This is a genomic window from Streptomyces sp. NPDC021115 (genome assembly GCF_044333065.1).
Taxonomy (GTDB): domain Bacteria; phylum Actinomycetota; class Actinomycetes; order Streptomycetales; family Streptomycetaceae; genus Streptomyces.
This window is the reverse complement of sequence record NZ_JBIRQF010000018.1, coordinates 163,854-182,349: the sequence shown is the minus strand read 5'-3', so window position 1 is coordinate 182,349 and position 18,496 is coordinate 163,854. Positions and strand designations below refer to the sequence as shown.

Annotated in this window: 17 protein-coding genes and 3 pseudogenes; 13 read left to right on the top strand and 7 right to left on the bottom strand. The window is 68.9% G+C overall.

The genetic code is table 11. The features are described from left to right. Positions 1-140, bottom strand: a pseudogene (locus ACH4TL_RS36700) (electron transfer flavoprotein subunit beta); the annotation flags it as partial. Between the two features lie 205 nt (positions 141-345). Between ACH4TL_RS36700 and ACH4TL_RS36695 the strand changes: the two are divergent. Together ACH4TL_RS36695 and ACH4TL_RS36690 are read left to right on the top strand one after the other, a co-directional pair. After that, a complete protein-coding gene (locus tag ACH4TL_RS36695; RefSeq protein ID WP_398326883.1) occupies positions 346-1,023 on the top strand; it encodes a TetR family transcriptional regulator in 678 nt (225 codons plus the stop codon). A gap of 167 nt (positions 1,024-1,190) precedes the next feature. Continuing rightward, entirely contained in the window at positions 1,191-2,048 is an 858-nt protein-coding gene (locus tag ACH4TL_RS36690) for a 3-hydroxybutyryl-CoA dehydrogenase (protein ID WP_398326851.1), read from the top strand. On the opposite strand, the pseudogene ACH4TL_RS36685 reads toward ACH4TL_RS36690, so the two are convergent. Next, positions 2,049-2,132: pseudogene (locus ACH4TL_RS36685) on the bottom strand (flavin reductase family protein); the annotation flags it as partial. Positions 2,133-2,271: 139 nt separating this feature from the next. Beyond that, entirely contained in the window at positions 2,272-2,679 is a 408-nt protein-coding gene (locus ACH4TL_RS36680) for a TetR-like C-terminal domain-containing protein (RefSeq protein ID WP_398326848.1), read from the bottom strand. On the opposite strand from ACH4TL_RS36680, the pseudogene ACH4TL_RS36675 reads away from it, so the two are divergent. Then, positions 2,642-3,154, top strand: a pseudogene (locus tag ACH4TL_RS36675) (LysR substrate-binding domain-containing protein); the annotation flags it as partial. The gene ACH4TL_RS36680 and the pseudogene ACH4TL_RS36675 overlap by 38 nt on opposite strands. Positions 3,155-3,248: 94 nt before the next feature. On the opposite strand, the gene ACH4TL_RS36670 reads toward ACH4TL_RS36675, so the two are convergent. Together ACH4TL_RS36670 and ACH4TL_RS36665 are read right to left on the bottom strand one after the other, a co-directional pair. Then, positions 3,249-3,782 (bottom strand): AAA family ATPase, encoded by a 534-nt coding sequence (locus ACH4TL_RS36670; RefSeq protein WP_398326845.1) that lies wholly within the window; start codon positions 3,780-3,782, stop codon positions 3,249-3,251. A gap of 61 nt (positions 3,783-3,843) precedes the next feature. Continuing rightward, positions 3,844-3,981: a hypothetical protein gene (locus ACH4TL_RS36665; protein ID WP_398326842.1), complete on the bottom strand. Its 138-nt coding sequence runs from the start codon at positions 3,979-3,981 to the stop codon at positions 3,844-3,846. 413 nt (positions 3,982-4,394) lie between these two features. Here ACH4TL_RS36665 and ACH4TL_RS36660 point away from each other — a divergent pair, with 413 nt between their 5' ends. The 8 genes from ACH4TL_RS36660 to ACH4TL_RS36625 all read left to right on the top strand — a co-directional run bounded on the left by ACH4TL_RS36660 (position 4,395) and on the right by ACH4TL_RS36625 (position 12,765). Beyond that, positions 4,395-5,567: a cation diffusion facilitator family transporter gene (locus ACH4TL_RS36660; RefSeq protein WP_398326839.1), complete on the top strand. Its 1,173-nt coding sequence runs from the start codon at positions 4,395-4,397 to the stop codon at positions 5,565-5,567. A 337-nt stretch (positions 5,568-5,904) separates the two neighbouring features. Next, the gene (locus ACH4TL_RS36655) at positions 5,905-7,422 is read left to right on the top strand and encodes an ABC transporter substrate-binding protein (RefSeq protein WP_398326836.1); all 1,518 of its coding nucleotides are present in this window, start codon (positions 5,905-5,907) and stop codon (positions 7,420-7,422) included. A gap of 26 nt (positions 7,423-7,448) precedes the next feature. Further along, a complete protein-coding gene (locus ACH4TL_RS36650) occupies positions 7,449-8,117 on the top strand; it encodes a haloacid dehalogenase type II (protein ID WP_398326833.1) in 669 nt (222 codons plus the stop codon). Between the two features lie 44 nt (positions 8,118-8,161). Further along, positions 8,162-9,109 carry an ABC transporter permease gene (locus ACH4TL_RS36645; protein WP_398326830.1) on the top strand — a complete coding sequence of 316 codons (948 nt, stop codon included), beginning with the start codon at positions 8,162-8,164 and terminating at the stop codon, positions 9,107-9,109. Further along, positions 9,096-10,001 carry an ABC transporter permease gene (locus ACH4TL_RS36640; protein ID WP_398326827.1) on the top strand — a complete coding sequence of 302 codons (906 nt, stop codon included), beginning with the start codon at positions 9,096-9,098 and terminating at the stop codon, positions 9,999-10,001. The genes ACH4TL_RS36645 and ACH4TL_RS36640 overlap by 14 nt, the downstream gene beginning before the upstream one ends. Beyond that, complete coding sequence (locus tag ACH4TL_RS36635) at positions 9,991-10,686, top strand: GntR family transcriptional regulator (protein WP_398326824.1); 696 nt, start codon at positions 9,991-9,993, stop codon at positions 10,684-10,686. The genes ACH4TL_RS36640 and ACH4TL_RS36635 overlap by 11 nt, the downstream gene beginning before the upstream one ends. 13 nt (positions 10,687-10,699) lie before the next feature. After that, positions 10,700-11,758: an ABC transporter ATP-binding protein gene (locus ACH4TL_RS36630; RefSeq protein ID WP_398326821.1), complete on the top strand. Its 1,059-nt coding sequence runs from the start codon at positions 10,700-10,702 to the stop codon at positions 11,756-11,758. Next, on the top strand, positions 11,755-12,765 hold the full coding sequence (locus ACH4TL_RS36625; protein WP_398326818.1) for an ABC transporter ATP-binding protein: 1,011 nt from the start codon (positions 11,755-11,757) through the stop codon (positions 12,763-12,765). Before ACH4TL_RS36630 ends, ACH4TL_RS36625 begins: the two co-directional genes overlap by 4 nt. A gap of 73 nt (positions 12,766-12,838) precedes the next feature. Here the strand turns inward: ACH4TL_RS36625 and ACH4TL_RS36620 are convergent, their stop codons facing one another. Continuing rightward, on the bottom strand, positions 12,839-13,198 hold the full coding sequence (locus ACH4TL_RS36620; protein WP_398326815.1) for an ArsR/SmtB family transcription factor: 360 nt from the start codon (positions 13,196-13,198) through the stop codon (positions 12,839-12,841). A 272-nt stretch (positions 13,199-13,470) separates the two neighbouring features. Here ACH4TL_RS36620 and ACH4TL_RS36615 point away from each other — a divergent pair, with 272 nt between their 5' ends. Next, on the top strand, positions 13,471-14,745 hold the full coding sequence (locus tag ACH4TL_RS36615; RefSeq protein WP_398326812.1) for a DUF6924 domain-containing protein: 1,275 nt from the start codon (positions 13,471-13,473) through the stop codon (positions 14,743-14,745). A gap of 31 nt (positions 14,746-14,776) precedes the next feature. After that, positions 14,777-16,738, top strand: a complete 1,962-nt coding sequence (locus tag ACH4TL_RS36610) for a hypothetical protein (RefSeq protein WP_398326809.1) — start codon at positions 14,777-14,779, stop codon at positions 16,736-16,738. A 71-nt stretch (positions 16,739-16,809) separates the two neighbouring features. On the opposite strand, the gene ACH4TL_RS36605 is transcribed toward ACH4TL_RS36610, so the two are convergent. Continuing rightward, positions 16,810-17,994, bottom strand: coding sequence for an ROK family protein (locus ACH4TL_RS36605; protein WP_398326806.1), 1,185 nt, complete (start codon positions 17,992-17,994; stop codon positions 16,810-16,812). Positions 17,995-18,496: the final 502 nt, after the last annotated feature.

The window sequence follows — 18,496 nt, the reverse complement described above, 5'->3', positions numbered from 1 at the left end:
GCCTGCTCGACCGCGTACTCGTCCAGCTCCGAAAGCAGGCCGTCCACATCGTCACGGTCGAGCGTCAGGTCCTCGGCGAAGTGCCGGTCGCCGGTGGCGTCGGGCACGTACTTCACACAGACAACGATCCTCAAGCTCACGCCGGCTCTCCTTACGGGTCTTGGACATCTGCGCTGCCGTACCGGAGCACCCGAGCGAGAGACTATGGCACTCAGTACCCTTAGTAAAGGTACTGAGTGTCAGTCTTGCCGGTGCTGATGCTACGTTCCCTCCATGACGGACGTACGCGACGAAGGCAGGGCGCCCACGGCGGTCAGCGAGTCTGGGCCATCCGGCAAAACGCCCATGCGCGAGGTACTCATCGAGGCTGCGTTCCAGCTCTTCATGGAGCACGGTTTCGAGCAGACCACGGTGGACGACATCGTGGCGCGGGCCGGAGTGGGACGCCGGTCGTTCTTCCGCTACTTCCCGTCCAAGGAAGACGTCGTCTTCCCTGAACATGAGCGCTGCCTGACGGAGATGAGCGCCTTCCTCGCAACGAGCACCGACGGCGAACCGCTCGACGTGGTCTGCGACGCGGCCCGTCTCGTCATGCGGATGTACGCCGCGAACCCCGAATTCTCCGTGCAGCGCTATCGACTCACGCGCGAAGTGCCCAGCCTGCGTGGCTACGAGCTGTCCGTGGTGCACCGCTACGAGCGGACCCTCGCCCACTACCTCCGGCAACGCTACGCGGGGGACCGGAACGGAGCACTTCGGGCGGAAGTGCAGGCCGCGGCCGTCGTCGCCGCGCACAACAACGGACTGCGGACCTGGCTGCGAGACGGGGGCCACGGCGATGCCGCGAAGACGGTGGATCAGGCGCTGACGTTCGTCCGGCAGACATGGAGCAACGCCGACGAATCGGCGGAGACCGGCACCGCGCCCACACCTGACGACGACGTGATCGTCATGGTGGCGCCACGAGGCGCTCCTATGTGGCGCGTGGTGCAGAAGATCGAGAAGACGTTGGGGGACGACTAGCCATAGGCATGGCACGCAGCGCCTTGACCGAGGGTACTCAGTGCCATACCGTGCCGACATCCCCCGCGGCAGATCACCGACGCGTTCCAGACTCGGCGGCTGTGGAGGCATTACCGCCGTCGGCACGCCTCCCGTCAGCCCGCCCTTCCTCCCTCTGAAGGACTGCCATGGATACTGTCTCCCGTCTCGGTGTCGTCGGCTGTGGCCTGATGGGTTCGGGCATCGCCGAGGTCGCCGCCCGACAAGGCCTGGACGTACTGGTGGCCGAGGCCACCCATGACTCTGCCGAAGCCGGCCGCCGCCGTCTCACGGCCTCCCTGGACCGTGGCCTACGGCGCGGCAAACTCACCGAGGGCGAGCGCGACCAGGCCCTGGCCCGACTGAGATTCACCTGCCACCTCGGTGACCTGGCCGACCGTCAGTTCGTCATAGAGGCGGTCGCTGAGCAGCGGGATCTCAAGACCACGGTCATGCGGACCCTCGACACGGAGGTCGTCGACCCCCGGGCGATCCTGGCCACCAACACCTCCTCCCTTCCCGTCGTCGACCTCGCAGCCGTCACCAGGCGACCGGAGCAGGTCATCGGCATGCACTTCTTCAACCCAGTCCCGGTACAGCCTCTGGTGGAACTGATCCCCGCCCTGACCACCACCCGCGAGACACTGGAGCGTGCCAGGAACTTCGCCGCCCAACGGCTGGGCAAACAGACGATCCAGGCCCCGGACCGCTCCGGCTTCGTGGTCAACGCCCTGCTGGTGCCCTATCTCCTGGCCGCCGTCCGCATGGTGGAGACCAGTACCGCCCGTCCAGAGGACATCGACCACGGGATGGAGTTGGGCTGCGCCCACCCCATGGGGCCGCTGCGACTGCTCGACCTCATCGGACTCGACACCGCCCAGGCCGTTGCCGAGTCGCTGTACGAAGAGTTCAAGGAACCCCTGTACGCGCCGCCCGCCCTGCTGCGCCGCATGGTCGCCGCCGGGCGCTTGGGCCGCAAGAGCGGCAGCGGCTTCTACACCTACTGAAGTGGACACCCAAGCGATCGGCCGAGGTACGACGACCGAGGTCAGCAGCTTGTAGAAGGGGTTACGGCCGACGGTCTCACCCAGCCCCTGAGTTCCACGGAAGGTACCCGGCGCCGGAAGGCACGAGCGCCCGGAGCCGAGCACCACCATGTCCGCCCTGTCCCCCTGCAGATCTCTTCCGACCGCTTCGGGCTCGAAGCTGGGTCAGGACGGTTCCAGATGATCACGCACCGTCGAGTCTGGCGACTCTGTCGATGATGGCGTCGGCGGCGCTTGGTTCGATCCAGGGCATCCGGGAGACCGCGCGCTGGTGCGCCAGTCCGTGCAGACAGACCCAGAGGGTGACCGCGTCCGTCTGCGGGTCGGTGGTTGCCGATTGCCCTGCCGCACCACAGTCGGCGAGGGTTTCGGCGAGCAACTGCACGGAGTCCGCACCGAGGGTCGTCAGATCCTCGGCTGTCAGCGAGTTCTCCCCCAGGGTCGGCATCCACTGACCTCCGAACATGGCGCGGTAGCGCCCGGGGTGTTCCTCCGCGTAGCCGAGACAGGCGCGGCACAGGGCGTACAGCCGATCCCGGGCATCATCACCGGCCGCCGTCGCCGCGCCCGGCCGGCCCCTTGGCGAGGACATCGAGTCCCTCCGCGTTCTCGACGAACCGCTCCAGCTCCTCACCGGCCCCGCCCACGCTCTGGCGGGCGCCAAGTCGGTGGCCCTCGCCGAGCTGGTCTGCCACCGGATCTGGATGCCTGGCATCGTCCCCGGCACCGAGTGGGCCGCCTACTACGACGACCTCGTGGCCGCATTCGGCCTCACCATCGAGTCCACCGGCCCCAACTTCGGCTCCGACGCGCTCCTCGACACCATCGCCGACACCCCCGCCCTAACCACCTTCATGAGCGAGCAGACCCGTCTCGTCTGGCCCGACGGTCACGGCCTGCGCCGCATCCCGGTGACCGACCCGACGCCCGTCTACCCCCACTCGCTCCTCTGGCACCACGACAACCCCCACCCGGCACTGGCCACCCTCCACTCCCACCTCGCCGCCACAGCGGCAGGCCACGACGACCCCGGGACCTGGGCGCCGGGCTGGGTAATTCCACGCTGAGCAACGGCGCGTCGACCGCACCGCACGCCAGGTGACCGCCCGGAGGCGGATCACCGCATGAAGCGCCGAGCACAACGTACGGGCTTCGAGAGGATCAGGAAGCGGACGGTGAGGGCCGCACTGCTGCAGCCAGGTACTCCTGGGCCTTCATCACGTTCGAGGCCAGGTCAGTCATCGAATCGAGCACCAGCCGGTAATCCGTCCAGGGCTCGTACGCGGCCCGTCGATGCTGAACTGCTTCCCAGGTCGGCTCCTCGAAGCCCACAATGCCCCGGGATCGGCGCTCCAATCGCTGACGATGTACCTGCGAGTCCGAGCAGAGCACCTCGATGAACGCCACTGACACCTGGTGGCGGTCAGCCAGTGCCCGCCACTGCTGGCGGGCCGCCTCCACTGCGTTGACTGCGTCGATGATCGCGCTTTGGCCCAGGGCCAGCACCCCGTCGGCCACTGCCTCGGCGACGAGGTAGGCCGCCAGGCCCGTGGGCTGACCACGGTCCACACCGGCACGCCACATCGCCGCCTCAACGGGGTCTACCGGCACCACCACAGCGGGCAGCGCCCGGCCCAGGCCCTCGGCAACCGAGCTCTTCCCCGCCGCGGGTAGACCGGCCATCACGATCAGCATGACGGCACTGTCGCACACCCGACCCTTGGTGCACCGGTCGGCTGTCGTTCCCGCTCAGGTGTCAGCGGTCGGCGCTGGGCGGCAGTGCGAAGAAATCGGCCAGGGCGACCACGTCGTCGTCACGGAGACCGCGGAAGAGCCCCGCGTACTCCTGGACCAGCGGTTGGCCCAGCAGGATGTGCCTCAGGAGAACGTCCATCCACTGATGGGTGCTGAACGGTTGGGGGGAGAAGTCGGGGAACTCCTGGGTGACGAGTCGTTCCAGCGGCTCGGCCAGCTCGCGGATCTCGCCTACCAGCTACTCCTCCAGCGAACCTCACCCTCCCACACCCTCGGACTGCGGCAGGCCGAGGAGCCTGGGAGTCGTTCGTCGTCGCACCCGTGCCGCATTCCACGGTCGACTCGGCGTACGGCACCTTCGACGGCACGCGGTGAGCCCGGGCCGCCCCACCCCGGCCGACACATCCGCGGCGCTCCCTGCCGCCACCCCTTGACAGCGGAAACGTCGTGTGCGATTCAATAAGTGCATTGGTGCACTCGTATGCACATAACAAGTCTACGGTGCACCCGCATCGCTCGCTTACGGCGACATCCCTGGAAGGTGAGCCATACGTGAAGGCCCATGAACACCCCCACCCCCCAGCCCCGGCGCATGCTCACCCGGAGGCCCGCACACCGGCTCACGGCGGCGGGCACGGCCATGACCACGGACACGACCACGACCACGACCACGGCCACGACCACGACCACGACCACGATCATGGGCACAGCCACGGGCACGGGCACGGCCAGAGCCGTTGGTCACGCTGGAAGCACCAGGTCACCCACCTGGTGAAGCCGCACTCACACGAGGCCGCGGACAAGGTCGACTCCGCGATGGAGTCGTCGGCCGAGGGCATGCGCGCTCTGTGGCTCTCCCTGGCCATCCTGGGCGCCACCGCGGTGTTCCAGACCGTGGTCGTCCTCGTCTCCGGTTCGGTGGCGCTGCTCGGCGACACCATCCACAACTTCGCCGACGCGATGACCGCGCTGCCGCTCGGTGTCGCCTTCGTCCTCGGGCGGCGCGCGGCGAACCGCAAGTTCACCTACGGCTACGGCCGCGCCGAGGATCTGGCCGGAATCGTCATCGTCCTCACCATCGCCGCCTCCGCGGCCGTGGCCGCCTACGAGGCCATCGACCGGCTGATGAACCCGCGCGACATCTCCCACCTGGGCGTCGTGGCCGTCGCGGCGATCGTCGGGTTCATCGGCAACGAATGGGTGGCCCGCTACCGCATCAACGTCGGACGCAAGATCGGCTCGGCGGCCCTGGTCGCCGACGGACTCCACGCCCGCACCGACGGCTTCACCTCGCTGGCCGTGCTGGCCGGCGCGGGTGGCGCCGCGCTGGGCTGGCGGCTGGCCGACCCCATCGTCGGGCTGCTCATCACCGCCGCGATCCTGCTCGTCCTCAAGGACGCCGCACGCGAGGTCTTCCGCCGCCTCATGGACTCCGTCGACCCCGCCCTCATCGACGAGGGAGAGGCCGCGGTACGCGAGGTGCCCGGAGTGCTGAGCGTGACGGAGCTGCGGATGCGCTGGATTGGCCACAAGCTGCGCGCCGAGACGACGGTCGAGGTGGACGGCGGACTGAGCGTGCGGGAGTCGCATGCGGTGGCGGTCGACGTCGAGCACGCGCTCATCCACGCGGTACCGCGGCTGACCGCCGCGCTCGTGCACACCGATCCGGCTCTCGGGCCGGACGCGCGTGACCCACATCTGAAGCTCGCCCACCACACGGCGTGACGCGGTGGCCCCGGCCGCGCCGGCCGGGGCCACCCGCCCAACGAGACATTTCTCCAGGCCAATTGGCGCACGGGTCATGGATCCGTCCGGCATGCCTTTTCGCGGAATCGGCTGCCGCCCGCCCATTGCGGCTCCGACGAGCTGGCGAACTTGCGGCAATCGATTGTTTACAAAACATCGTCGACAACATATCGACAGCGCGGCCTTCGCCTCTTACCTTCGTCAACCAAGCGCCACTCCCCGATTTCGGCCATCCCCGGCCGTACCGACTCCCCGAACAGCCGGGGAAGTCCCCGTAGCCCCGATCGGACCAGTGAGATCCATGAACAAACCGCGCTTGGCTCTTGTACTCACGGCAACGGCTCTGGCCCTCACCTCCTGCGGAATGGGCGGCCAGTCCGCCGGCGGCAGTGGCGCCGCGGGTGCCCAGAACATCGTGATCGACGAACCGTTCGCACCGGCCGCCCGCTGGGCGCTGGAGACCGACGACTCCTTCGTCCTCACCAAGGCGGGCTGCCTGGAGACCCTGGTGAAGTACGAGACCGGCGGCGCGATCAAGCCGATGCTCGCCACGTCCTGGCATCAGAAGGCCCCGACCACCTGGGACATCAAGCTCCGCCGGGGGGTGACGTTCCAGGACGGCACCCCGCTCGACGCGAAAGCCGTGACCGGAGCCCTGAAGCACGCGCTCGCCGCGAAGACGCCCGCGTCCGGCTTCTCACCCGAGACGATCAGCGGTGTCACCGCCGCGGACCGCTCGACGGTCCGGATCACCACCCCCGCCGCCGACGCCCTGCTGCCCTACCGCCTCGCCGCCCCCAATACCGGAATCCTCGCCCCGAAGGCTTACACCGGCTCGTCGACCGATCCCAAGGGAACCTGCACCGGACCTTTCCGCATCACCAAGGAAATTCCCCAACAGGCAATCGACCTAAAACGCAACCCGAAGTACTGGGGCGGCCCGGCGAAACTCGCCTCCGCCGAGGTGCGGTTCATCGCGGACGGCGCCAAGCGCGCAACGCAGGTGCAGACCGGCGAGGCCCAGATATCCAGAAAGCTCTCCGTCCCGAGCATCCAGGACCTCAAAGGAAACTCCTCCGTCACGGTCCGGACCGAGCAGCTTCCCCGAACCACCGAGCTCGTCCTCAACAACAAGAAGCCACCGTTCGACAACGAAAAGGTGCGGCAGGCGTTCCAGGCGGCGATCGACACCGAAGCGATCACCAAGGCGGTCTACCAGGGAGTGGGGCGGCAGGCCGTCGGTCCGTTCGCCCCCGGCGAGCCCTGGACGCCCGGAGGCGCCGCACCGGTGAAGGCCGACCCGGCGAAGGCCAAGGCCCTGCTCGCCGAGGCAGGTGTGAAGCCGCAGTCCCTGAAGGTGCCCCTGATCGCCTACAACGAGGGCGCGGGGTTCTCCGACCTCGCCGCCGTCATCCAGCAGGACCTCAAGGCGATCGGCGTGAAGGCGAGCATCAGGACCGGTGACTACGCCTCGGTGGAACCCGACCTGCTCTCCGGCGGTTTCCAGGCCGCGCTGCTCTCCCGTAACCACCTCGGGGACATGCCCGACCCGCTGGGCTTTCTGACCGCGGACTACAGCTGCAAGGGCAACTACAACCTCTCCCACTACTGCGACGCCAAGACCGACGCCCTCATCAAGAAGGCGGCCGCCACCAAGGCCCCGAAGGCCCGCTACGCCGACTACGCCAAGGTCGCCGAGGCGCTCCAGTCCCACGCCGTGAACGTCTTCCTCGTCCACGAGACCGAGTCCGTCGCGGTCGCCTCCCACGTCAAGGGCTTCGCCGTCCACCCGTACTACACCCTCACCGCGGACCTCTCCCTCGGCACGAAGTGACCCCGCCCCATCCAAAGGAGCACGTTGTGATCGACTTCCGTCCCAAGTACATCACCTTCGACTGCTACGGCACGCTCACCGCCTTCGGGATGTCCGCCCTCACCCGGGAACTGTTCGCCGACCGCGTCGCGGCCGACCGCATGGAAGACTTCCTCGACGACTTCGAGGCGTACCGGATCGACGAGGTGGTGGGCGCCTATCAGCCCTACGACGAGGTCATCGCGAACGCCCTGAAGCGTGCCTGCTCCCTATGGAACCTGGAGTTCCGCGGCGCCGACAGCAAGGCCATCGTCGCCGCGGTGCCCTCCTGGGGCCCGCACCCCGACGTCCCGGACGCGCTGCGCACCCTCGCCGAGAGCTACCCACTGGTCATACTCTCCAACGCCGCCAACGCCCAGATCGGCGGCAACGTCGAGAAGCTGGGCGCGCCCTTCCACGCCGTGTACACGGCGGAGCACGCACGCGCTTACAAGCCGCGGTTCCAGGCGTTCGAGTACATGCTGGAGCAGTTGGGCTGCGGTCCCGGCGAGATCCTGCACGTCTCCTCGAGCCTGCGCTACGACCTCATCCCGGCACACGACCTGCGGATCACCAACAAGGTCTACGTCAACCGGGGTTACGAACCCAGCGTGCCGTACTACGGCTACCACGAGGTCTGTGCCCTGTCCGAACTTCCTCCGCTGCTCGGACTGTGAGCGGCCGCCCACCACCCGGAACGGCCCGGAAGGAGGAGTGACCGATGGTCAGATTCGCCGTGCGACGGCTTCTCGTGCTGCTGATCACCCTGCTCGCCGTATCAGCCGCCACCTTCGCCATCCCGTACGCCTCGGGCGGCGATCCCGTCCGGACGATCCTGCGGTCCAGGGTCTCCGACCAGGCCCTCGACCCCTCCGCGCTCGCGGCCCTGCGCTCCGAGCTCGGCCTGGACCGGCCCGTCCTCGTGCAGTACCTGAACTGGCTGGGCCGGGCGGTGCGAGGGGACTTCGGGATGTCCTTCACCAGCCGCACACCCGTCGACCAGCTGCTGGGCACCGCCATGGGAGTGTCCAGCACCCTGGCCGTCATCGCCATCGGGCTGGCCTTCCTGGCCGCCGTGCCCCTGGGAACCCTCGCCGCGATGCGGCCGGGAAAGCGGGCCGACAACGGAGTGACCCTGCTGACACAGAGCTTCGTCGCCGTCCCCGAATACTGGCTGGCCCCCGTCCTGGTGCTGGTCCTCTCCCGCTATCTGGGCTGGCTTCCCTCCGCCGGGTGGCGGGACCCGTCCTCCATCGTCATGCCCGCACTCACCCTCGCGCTGCGGCCCATGGCCTACTTCACCCAGGTCACCAGGGCGGCGATGAGCGACGTCCTGGCGTCGCCGTACATGACGGCCGCCCGCAGCCGGGGCCTGAGCGGACGACAGGCCATGCTGCGGCACGGACTCCGCAATGCCCTGCTGCCGGTGATGACCCTGTTCTCCCTGTGGTTCGCGGGCCTGCTCGGCGGCTCAGTGGTGGTGGAGGTCATCTTCGCCGTCCCCGGCATGGGCCGTCTCGTCTACAACGCCGTGGTCAACCACGATGTCCCGCTGGTCCAGGGCGGCATTCTCAGCATCGTGGCGCTCGCGGTCCTGATCACCACCATGACCGACCTGCTGTACGCCCTGATCAACCCGGCCGTGAGGGTGCGCGATGGCGCTGTCTAGCTCTCTTTCCCACGACCCGCTGCCCCACGCCGTGCCCCGGCGCCGGGCGCGCCGGATCACCGCCGCCCTGCACGCGATCACCGCCCGGCACTGGACGGTACGCGTCGGCGCCGCCGTCCTGGTCCTCGTCCTCCTCGTCCTCCTGCTCACCCCGTGGATCGCTCCCTACGATCCGGCACAGCAGGACCTCGCCCGACGGATGGCCGGGCCCGACGCCCACCATCTGCTCGGCACCGACCAGTTGGGCCGGGACATCCTCAGCCGGCTGATGTACGGCGGACGCTTCTCGGTCTCCATCGCGGCGGTCACCCTGCTGCTCTCCGCGGGCATCGGCACCGTCGTCGGAGCGTTCAGCGCCCGGCGCGGCGGGATCGCCGACGAAGTCGTCATGCGCACCACCGACCTGCTGATCTCGATCCCCGACGTGGTGGTCGCGCTCTTCCTGATCGCGGCCTTCGGTACGGGCTACGGCATGCTCATCGCGGCCCTGACCATCGTCGGGTGGACCCCCTTCGCCCGGCTGATGCGGGGCCTGGCGATGGAGATCAACAGCCGGGAGTACATCGAGGCCGCCGAGGCCCTGGGCTGCTCCAAGACCTTCATCGTCTTCCGCCATGTCATCCCCAACGCGCTGCGGCCCATGCTCTCCCTGGGCTTCCTGCGGTTCGGCCACAAGCTCATCACCGTCGGCGGACTGTCCTACCTGGGGCTGGGCGTCCAACCGCCCGACTCCGACTGGGGCGCCATGCTGCTGGACGCCCAGCCGTACATGCAGCGTCTGCCGCTGCTGGTGCTCGCCCCCGGTGCCGCGATCTTCGTGACGGCGCTCAGCGTCACCCTGATCGGCCACGGTATGGAGCTGAAGCGCAAGAGGAGTACCGATGCCGCATGAGATCACGCCGACGGCACCGTCGGCTCCCCCGGTCCGCCGCACGACGCTCACGTCACAGGTCGTGGCGCAGATCCGGTCCGGGCTCCTCACCGGCGCGTTCCCGCCCGGCTCCCAGATGGGCGAGGTCGAACTCGCCGAATCCCTCGGGGTCAGCCGCGGTCCGGTACGCGAAGCGCTCGCCCGGCTCGTCCACGAGGGACTGCTGCTGAGCCAGCCCCATCGCGGGGTCTTCGTCCCGCTGCTCGGCGAGGCGGACATCCTCGACATCTACTACGCCAGGGAAGCCCTCGAGGCCGCCGCGTTCCGCCGCGTCATCACCTCGCCCAAACCGCCCGGTCTGCTGGCCGCCCTCGACGAGACGGTGGACGAGATCGCCCGTGCCGCGCGGACGGGCGACTGGGCGAAGGTGGCCGAACTCGACGCGCGGTTCCACTTCCTGGTGATCGACGCGGCCGCCAGCCCCCGCCTCCGCCGCATGTTCGACACCGTGATCACCGAAACCCGGCTGTGCCTCAGTCTCGTGGCCGATGCCGACCCCGCACGGCTGGACCTCCTGGACGAACACCGGGAACTGGCGGGGCTGATCGCGGGCGACGACATCGACGCCGCTCTGACCGCCCTCACCCAGCACTTCGAAGTAGCCACCGTGGCCGTGCGAGAACGCCTTCGCGCGGTACGGCGCTGAAAGGAACCCGGACATGCGCCTGACCCACCGCCCCCCGCCGGGCCACACGGCCGCCGGCGACACCGCGCTCGACATCCGGAACCTGCGGGTGGCGTTCTCCGAGACCCGGGACGCCACCACCACCCCCGCGGTCGACGGACTCGATCTGGCCGTCCGGCGCGGCGAAATCGTCGCGCTGGTCGGCGAGTCGGGCTCCGGCAAGACCCTGACGGCGCTCGGCGTCATGGGACTGCTGCCGCCCGGCGCCCGGGTCACCGGCGGCCGGATCCAGCTGGGTGACGAGGACCTCGCCACCCTGCCGCCGAAGCGGATGGACCGCATCCGTGGCCGCCGGGTGGCCATGCTCTTCCAGCAGCCCAAGGCCATGCTCGACCCCACGGCCACCGTACGAAGCCAGGTCGCCGAACCGCTGCGCCTGCACCAGGGGCTCAGCCGCCACCAGGCGAAGGCGCGGGTCGTGGAACTCCTGCGGGACGTCGGCATCCCCGAACCCGAGCGCCGCGCCTCGGCATACGCGCACCAGCTCTCCGGCGGCATGGCCCAGCGCGTGATGATCGCGGCCGCCCTCGCCGGAGATCCCGGGCTGCTGATCGCCGACGAACCCACCACGGCCCTCGACGCCACCGTGCAGGCCCAGATCCTGCGGCTGCTCCGCCGCAAACAGCGGGAATCCGGCATGTCGGTGCTGCTCATCACGCACGACCTCACCATCGTCACCTCGATCGCCGACCGGGTGGCCGTCATGTACGCGGGACGTGTGGTGGAGGAAGGATCGGTGCACGAGGTCTTCGACACGCCCGAACACCCCTACACCCGGGCCCTGCTCAAGGCATCACTGCTCCAGTCCGAGCACGGCAGGCTCTTCTCCATACCGGGCAACGCCACCCAGTCCCGCGGCCTGGACCACGGATGCCGGTTCCAGCCCCGATGTCCGCTCGCCCTCGACCTGGGCATCACCGGCCGGTGCTCGGGCGACGAGCCGCCGCTGCACACCTGCAATCGCGAGCACCGCTGCCGCTGCTGGGCGTTCCCGCACAGCACCGGACACGTCGGCCGAGGGGTGGGCGTATGACGGCACCCATGGCCGCGGGCCAAGCGCTCGGCTCCGCGGCGCGCCGACCGCTCGTCGTCGTCGAGGATCTGGTCAAACACTTCCCGCTGAAGGGCCGGGGGTTCGGCCGCGCGCAGCGCGTCCACTCGGTCGACCACGTCTCGTTCACCATCGCGTCCGGCGAGGTGCTCGGGCTGGTGGGCGAGTCGGGCTGTGGCAAGAGCACGCTGGCCAGGGCCATGCTCGGACTGACTCCGGTCGACTCCGGACGCGTGCTGTTCGACGGTGTCCATGTCGCCCGTACCACGGGCCGCGAGCGCAAGGCCCTCCGCCGGTCGATGCAGCTCGTCTTCCAGGACCCGTTCGCCGCGCTCGACCCCCGGATGCGCCTGGGAACCAGCCTCGAGACACCGCTCGCCCAGCACGGCCTGGGCACCAGGGAAGAGCGCCACGAGCGCATCCTCGAGGCACTCCAGCATGTGGGGCTCGACGAGTCGTTCCTCGGCCGCCGCCCCGCCGAATGCTCCGGGGGCCAGCTCCAGCGGATCGTGGTGGCACGTGCCCTGCTGCTCCGACCGCGCCTGCTGATCTGCGACGAGCCCACCTCGGCGCTGGACGCCTCGGTCCGCGCCCAGATCCTCAACCTCCTCATCGAGCTCAAGGACGAGCTGGACCTGACCCTGCTGATGATCTCGCACGACCTGCGCGTCGTACGGCACATCTGCGACCGGGTGGCGGTCATGTACCTCGGTGAGATCGTGGAGGTGGCCTCCCGGGAGGAGCTGTTCGAGCGCCCCGCCCACCCCTACACCCAGGCGCTGCTGACCGCCTCGCTACCGGAAGCGTCCAACGGGGAGGGCACCTTCGACGCACCGCGCGGCGAGCCGCCCAGCCCGGTGGACCCGCCCTCCGGATGCCGTTTCCACCCGCGCTGCCCCCAGGCCCTCGAACGGTGCCGGACCCAGGCGCCCGCACTGAGCGCGGGCCCCCCGGAACGCCTCGTCTCCTGCCACTACCCGAGCGCTTGAGCGCCGTCCCGAAACGGCAGCCGAGATCGTCGCCGTACGCCGCAGCGCGTGACCGCTCATAAACCGTCCGCCCTCAGTCGTGGGACGGGGCTCCGGTGATCATGTGATCGGCATGGTTGACGGCCTCGATGACCAGGCGGCGCAGATGGCCGTCGTGGAGGGAGTAGACCGAGCGGCGCCCCTCCTTGCGCACCTCGACCAGCCCGGCCAGCCGCAGCTTGGCCAGATGCTGGCTCACCGCCGGACGGGCGGCTCCGCTGGCCGAGGTCAGGGTGTTCACATCGGCCTCGCCCCGGGCAAGGGACCACACCAGATGCAGCCGAGTGGGATCGGAGAGCAGCGAGAAGACGTTGGCGGCCGCGGAGAACTGCGCGGCACCGCTGGGATGGGTATGCGCTGTCGCCGCGGTCGCGGACTCTTCACTCACCGGCATGCACCCATCGTAGAGTCCAGGCCGCGCGGGGGTAGGGCACGGGCCGGGCAGGTGGCCACGGGAGCGGGCAACTACATACCCCCTCCCCCTATCACCAACAAGACAGGTGCCGGACGCCGGAGAAATTGCACCAAAGAATGCATCTTTCGCGCCCGCGACCGGGACGCCATGCATTCTTCCGGCGAGCGGGTGAATTAGTCCGCGCTTTTCTTCTTGTGGCTGCCTGACTGCGCTCTGCAAACTATTGCCACCCGAAACACAGGACAGCCCACGTGAAGATCAACAAGCTTACCGACGCCCAAATCCATGCTCTGGACAAGGTCAAGGACGATTGGCTCGCCCACGGCCTCGCGACCGCCCCCGCCGACCGCACCGAGGCCGAGGCCGGGGTGGTCGACGCCTATCGCGCGGCAGGCTTGCAGCCTCCCATGCTGATCATCTGGCTCGACTCGCCCCTGGCCGGAGCCGTCGGCGCCTGGATGCTGGCCGGCGCGGAAGGCCCCCGGCCCCAGGTCGAGGCTCGGGTCCGGGCTCGGATCGAGGCTCAGGTCCGGGCTCAGATCCGGGACCGGAGCGCAGCCGGGACCGGGGATCGGCTCTGGACCCGGATCCGGAACCAGGTCGGGGAGCAGGTCCGGGTGCTGCTCCGCGAGGGGTTCGAGGGCCGGGTGGCCGGAGCCTTCGACGAGAATCAGGTCTGGGATCGTGTCCACGGCGAGGGGTTCTGGGAGCGGGTCCGGGACCAGGTCAGGGCACAGGTCCGGGAGCAGTTCGGGACGGAGATCCCCAGGTCCTTACCCGGCCAGCACGATGTCGAGTGGCTGGCAGGCTGGGACTACTTCCGTGCCCACTGGTCCGTCACGGAGGCAGACCCACTCGGCGGCATCATGCGCGTCGCGCGGTCGGCCGGACGGTGGTGGCCCTTCGAACACGCCGTTGTCCTCACCGAGCGCCCCACCGTGGTGCACCGTGACGGCCAAGGCCGCCTGCACTGCGAGACCGGACCCGCGATCGCCTACCCCGACGGATTCGCCGTCTGGTCGTGGCACGGCGTACGTCTCCCCCGGGAGCCGAACAAAACGCGACCGGCAATTGACCGCACGGGGTACGACTTCGAGAGTGATGCCCTCGTCGTGCGCACGGATTACTCGGACGACGCAGCGTGGCGGGCAGTGGTCGACCTACTCGATCAGCCGGACGGTCAGGGGGAAGTACGCACCCACGTAGTCGACGACCGCGCGTTCTCCGGGGCGAGCCCGGATGAGGTGGTGCTGTCCACCCTTGCCGGAGACCCCGGACTCGAAGTGGTGTACCTGGCCGATGCCGCCACGATGAGGGGGGACCATTCCCTGCTCGCGGTCTCGACCAGACGCGAGGAACTGGACGATGAAATCGACGGGGACAACGCGGAAGAGCTCGGACGCGAGTTCCGCCTGCTGCCTCCGCTGGTCAATCAGATGCACGTGAACCTGGCCATCGGGCACTTGGACTTCTGGGAATTCGCCTATGAGGCGGCCCATGAGCCGGACAAAACCCTGCGATCGTGACCATCATTTCCCAGAAGGCACAGAGATACAGATGAGTGTATTCAAGCGACGCGACTTTCTGCACGGAGCGACGGCCCTGACGGTCGGCGTCACCGTCGCCGGTTGCTCCGCCAAGGCCGTCGAGGAGAAAGAGGAGCAAGTGGCAGCCGGAGCCGGTCCGGTCATCGCTGTCAACGCACAGCGAGCCCTGGCCGAGGTGAGCCCGATCATGGTGGGGGTCAACGGCGCCAAATGGTACGACGACGCCTACGGACTGTGGGACGCCAAAGCCGACGCGCCGGAACCGGATGCCGTCAAGAAGATGAAACAGAGCGGTATCACCCTCGTACGGTATCCGGGCGGGACGTCATCCAACCTGTTCAACTGGAAGGGGGCCATCGGGCCCCAGTCGAGCCGGAGCCGCCAGCTCGAGGGGAAGCACGGGGAGGAGGTCGACAGCACATACGGCCCGGACGAGTACATGGCCCTGATGAAGAAGATCGACGGTACACCACAGATCATGGCGCCGTTCGCGAATTCGACGCCGCGGGAAATCGCGGACTGGGTGGCGTACATGAACGCCCCGCAGGGCACGAAGTGGGGCGACGTGCGGGCGGAGAACGGCCACCCCGAGCCCTACGGCGTGCGTTGCTGGGAGATCGGTAACGAGCTGTTCGGAAAACACCAGCGTTACTGGATGAGCGCTGATGACGACACCGCCATCAAGCAGTACGCGTTCGGCGGCACGCAGAGGCAGCGGGGCCAGCGTGTCGGGCAGCCGACGGATCACAGCCCCAAGGCATCGGTCAGCGGCGGCGAGCCGAGTCAGAGCTTCACCGTCTGGTACCCGCCCGTGGTGCCCGGGAGCCAGGTGATCCGCGTCTCCGGCACCAAGTGGCGCCGGGTTCCGGAACTGTCCCCGACGGGTGCGGGCGACGAGGTATACGCCTTCGAGCCGAAGAGCGGCACGATCCGTTTCGGTGACGGCCGGCACGGCGCGATCCCCCCGAAGGGCGCGAAGATAACCGCCGATTACGACTCCGGCCCGCACGCCGGCTTCGTGGACTACTACAAGGCGATGAAGGAGGTCGACCCCACGATCGACGTCCTGTCCGCCTGGGCATCCATCGACCGGGGAAAGCTCAGGACCGGCACCATGAGTTTTCCCCGGCTCATGGCCGAGCACGGCCACGGCGACGACTACGACGGCATGGCCATCCACCCCTACACGAACTTTTCGCGAGACTTGCACATCACCCGATTCCCCGACAGGCGGGCAGGCCACGACTTTCAGATGCTGGGAGAGACGGCGGCCGCCACGATGGTCACCGACCTCATGGACGAGATGCGCAAGTACGGCAAGAAGAACCCGTACGTCGCGGTCGCCGAATGCGGCGCGCTCTTCTTCGGCGGTGAACGCGGCGCGCAATCCTATCCCCAGTACGCCTTCGCGATGTCCCATGTGCTCTACATGGCATCCCAGTGGGCCCATTTCAGCAACTCCGGCGTTGCCTGGACGGCGAGCAACGACCTGCTGAGCCCCGAACCCGGTACCGCGCGGACCGTGTTCGGAGGCGCCCCGGGCTTCATGCGCATGCCGGAGGCCATCGCGCGCGAGCAGCTCCGCGACTTCTTCCACGGCGGGGGAGAGGTCGTTGACAGCACGGTGAACGACAACGTCGACGTGACCACCGACGAGACCCCGCTGGGCTCCTCCTACCGGGCACTGGTGACGACGGCCTCGATCGACCGGGACGGGGCCCTCAACGTCCTCGTGGTGAATCGCTCACCGGACAAGGACATCAAGGCGCACGTCGCGCCGGAAGATTTCACACCTGCCGGAACCGTCGACGTTTCCGTGGTCGCCGGAAGAACCTTTGACGATTTCAACAGCGAACAGCGGCCGAACTCCATCAAGATCGAAAAATCACGGACCACGACGCGTGGGAAGACATTGGACTGGGCGTTCAAGGCACATTCGGTGACACTGCTGCGCTTCCCCGCCGCACGCTGAGGACGGCGGTCGTGCGAGGATCCCGGCGCTCCGGGGCCGTCATGCTACGCGGTCCCGGGCACCGGGCGACTTCAGAGACTCGCCGACGACAGCGCCACCGGCCGCCCGGTGGTGGCGGGTTGGCGGTGCAGGAGCTGGGCGAGGGCGCCGAGCGCGGCGCCCGCGTCACCGAGCTTGGCCGGACGCACATCGAGCGGCGTCCGCGAGCCCCGGCAGGTCACGTTGGCGTCCAACTCGCGCCGCAGCGGCTCCATCAGAGCCGGGCCTGTGGCGCTCAACTCACCGCCCAGGACGATGACACCGGGACCGAACGCGTTGCACAGGTCGGCCAGGACCCTGCCGGTATGGGTTCCGGCCCGCGCCAGCGCCGCGTACGCGGCCCGGTCGCCCGCCTCCAGCGCGGCCACCAGCTGCGGCAGGTCCGTGGCGGACCCATGGGCGTCGAGCACGGCCCCGACCGATGCCACGGTCTCCAGGCACCCCACGCGACCGCAGGAGCAGGGCTCACCCCCGGGGTCGACGGAGATGTGACCGAACTGCCCCGACAGCCCGTGGGCACCCCGGTGCAGCCTTCCACCCACGACAAGACCGCCACCGACACTGTGCGACAGGGACAGATACAGGACGTCCTGCTCGTCGACGGCCGCGCCCCAGGTCCGCTCGGCCAAGGTGGCCAGGCGTGTGTTGCTGTCGAGCCATGCCGACATGCCGAACCTCTCGCGCACCAGCGCCGTCACGGCGTCCGGGTGGAGCGCGCCGGGTGAGTCGTCCTCCGGTGCACCGACCGGGCCGGTCACCCCCACGCCGATGCCTTGGAGCGCGCCCGGCCTCGGCGCGCCGCCCGTGAGCGTGCCGGTCAGCCGTCGCGCGACGTCGATACGCTCCTCCCACGACGCGTCGGGACCGTGCCGCTCGCTCGCGCTGCGGATGCTGCCGTGCAGCGTGGTCATCGTCGCCACCCGTACCGACTGCCGTGCGAGGTCGATGCCGAGCAGGTCGGCGGCCCGGAGGTTCAGGGACAGCTTCTCCGCCGGGCGGCCACGCCCGCGCCTGGCGGTCTTGTACACCGAGGCGATCACGGTGCCGCTGTCCATGAGCGCCCCGACCACGTCGTAGAGCGTGGTGCGGGACAGTCCGCACAGGTCCCCCAACTCGCCCCGCGTCAGCGGACCGTGCTTGCGCAGCAGCCCCAGGATCAGGCTCTCGTGCTTCCTTCGCGACCGCGACGCACCGGTTCGCTGCCACGCCGTATCCATCGGCGGGGAGGATCGCATCGCTTTTCGTGCCGACGGCATGAGGGGTGGCCTCGTCGGAAGTGGCTCCGGGACGCGCGGCATGCGATCCTCCATGAGTTGAGCGGCTCCGGAGCCGGGACCGTAGGACATGACTTTGTGGGATTCCTGTGACGCCCACCTGGTGGCTCAGAGCGTCGCGATTCGCGCGCCCACCGAATCCGGTCCGGCGACGGTTTGCGATTAATCCGGTGGCGGCGGCAATTAGTCCGGGCCCCATCCTGCAACTCGCGGAGCACCTCGGCCCATCTCCCCCGAGGACAGTCGTCATCGAGCACAAGCCCGGCACGGCCGACAACGCGGCGTACACGAGCCGCTGACAGCGGACACCGTGGCCAGCGCGGGTGACGGGCCCTGGCCGTGAATGGCCAGGGCGCCGCCGGCTCGCCGAGCGGCGGTTCGCCGTCACCGCCTTGACCGGTGACGCCTCTCGTGGGACAGTCAGGCCATCACAGAAGGCGGCTCA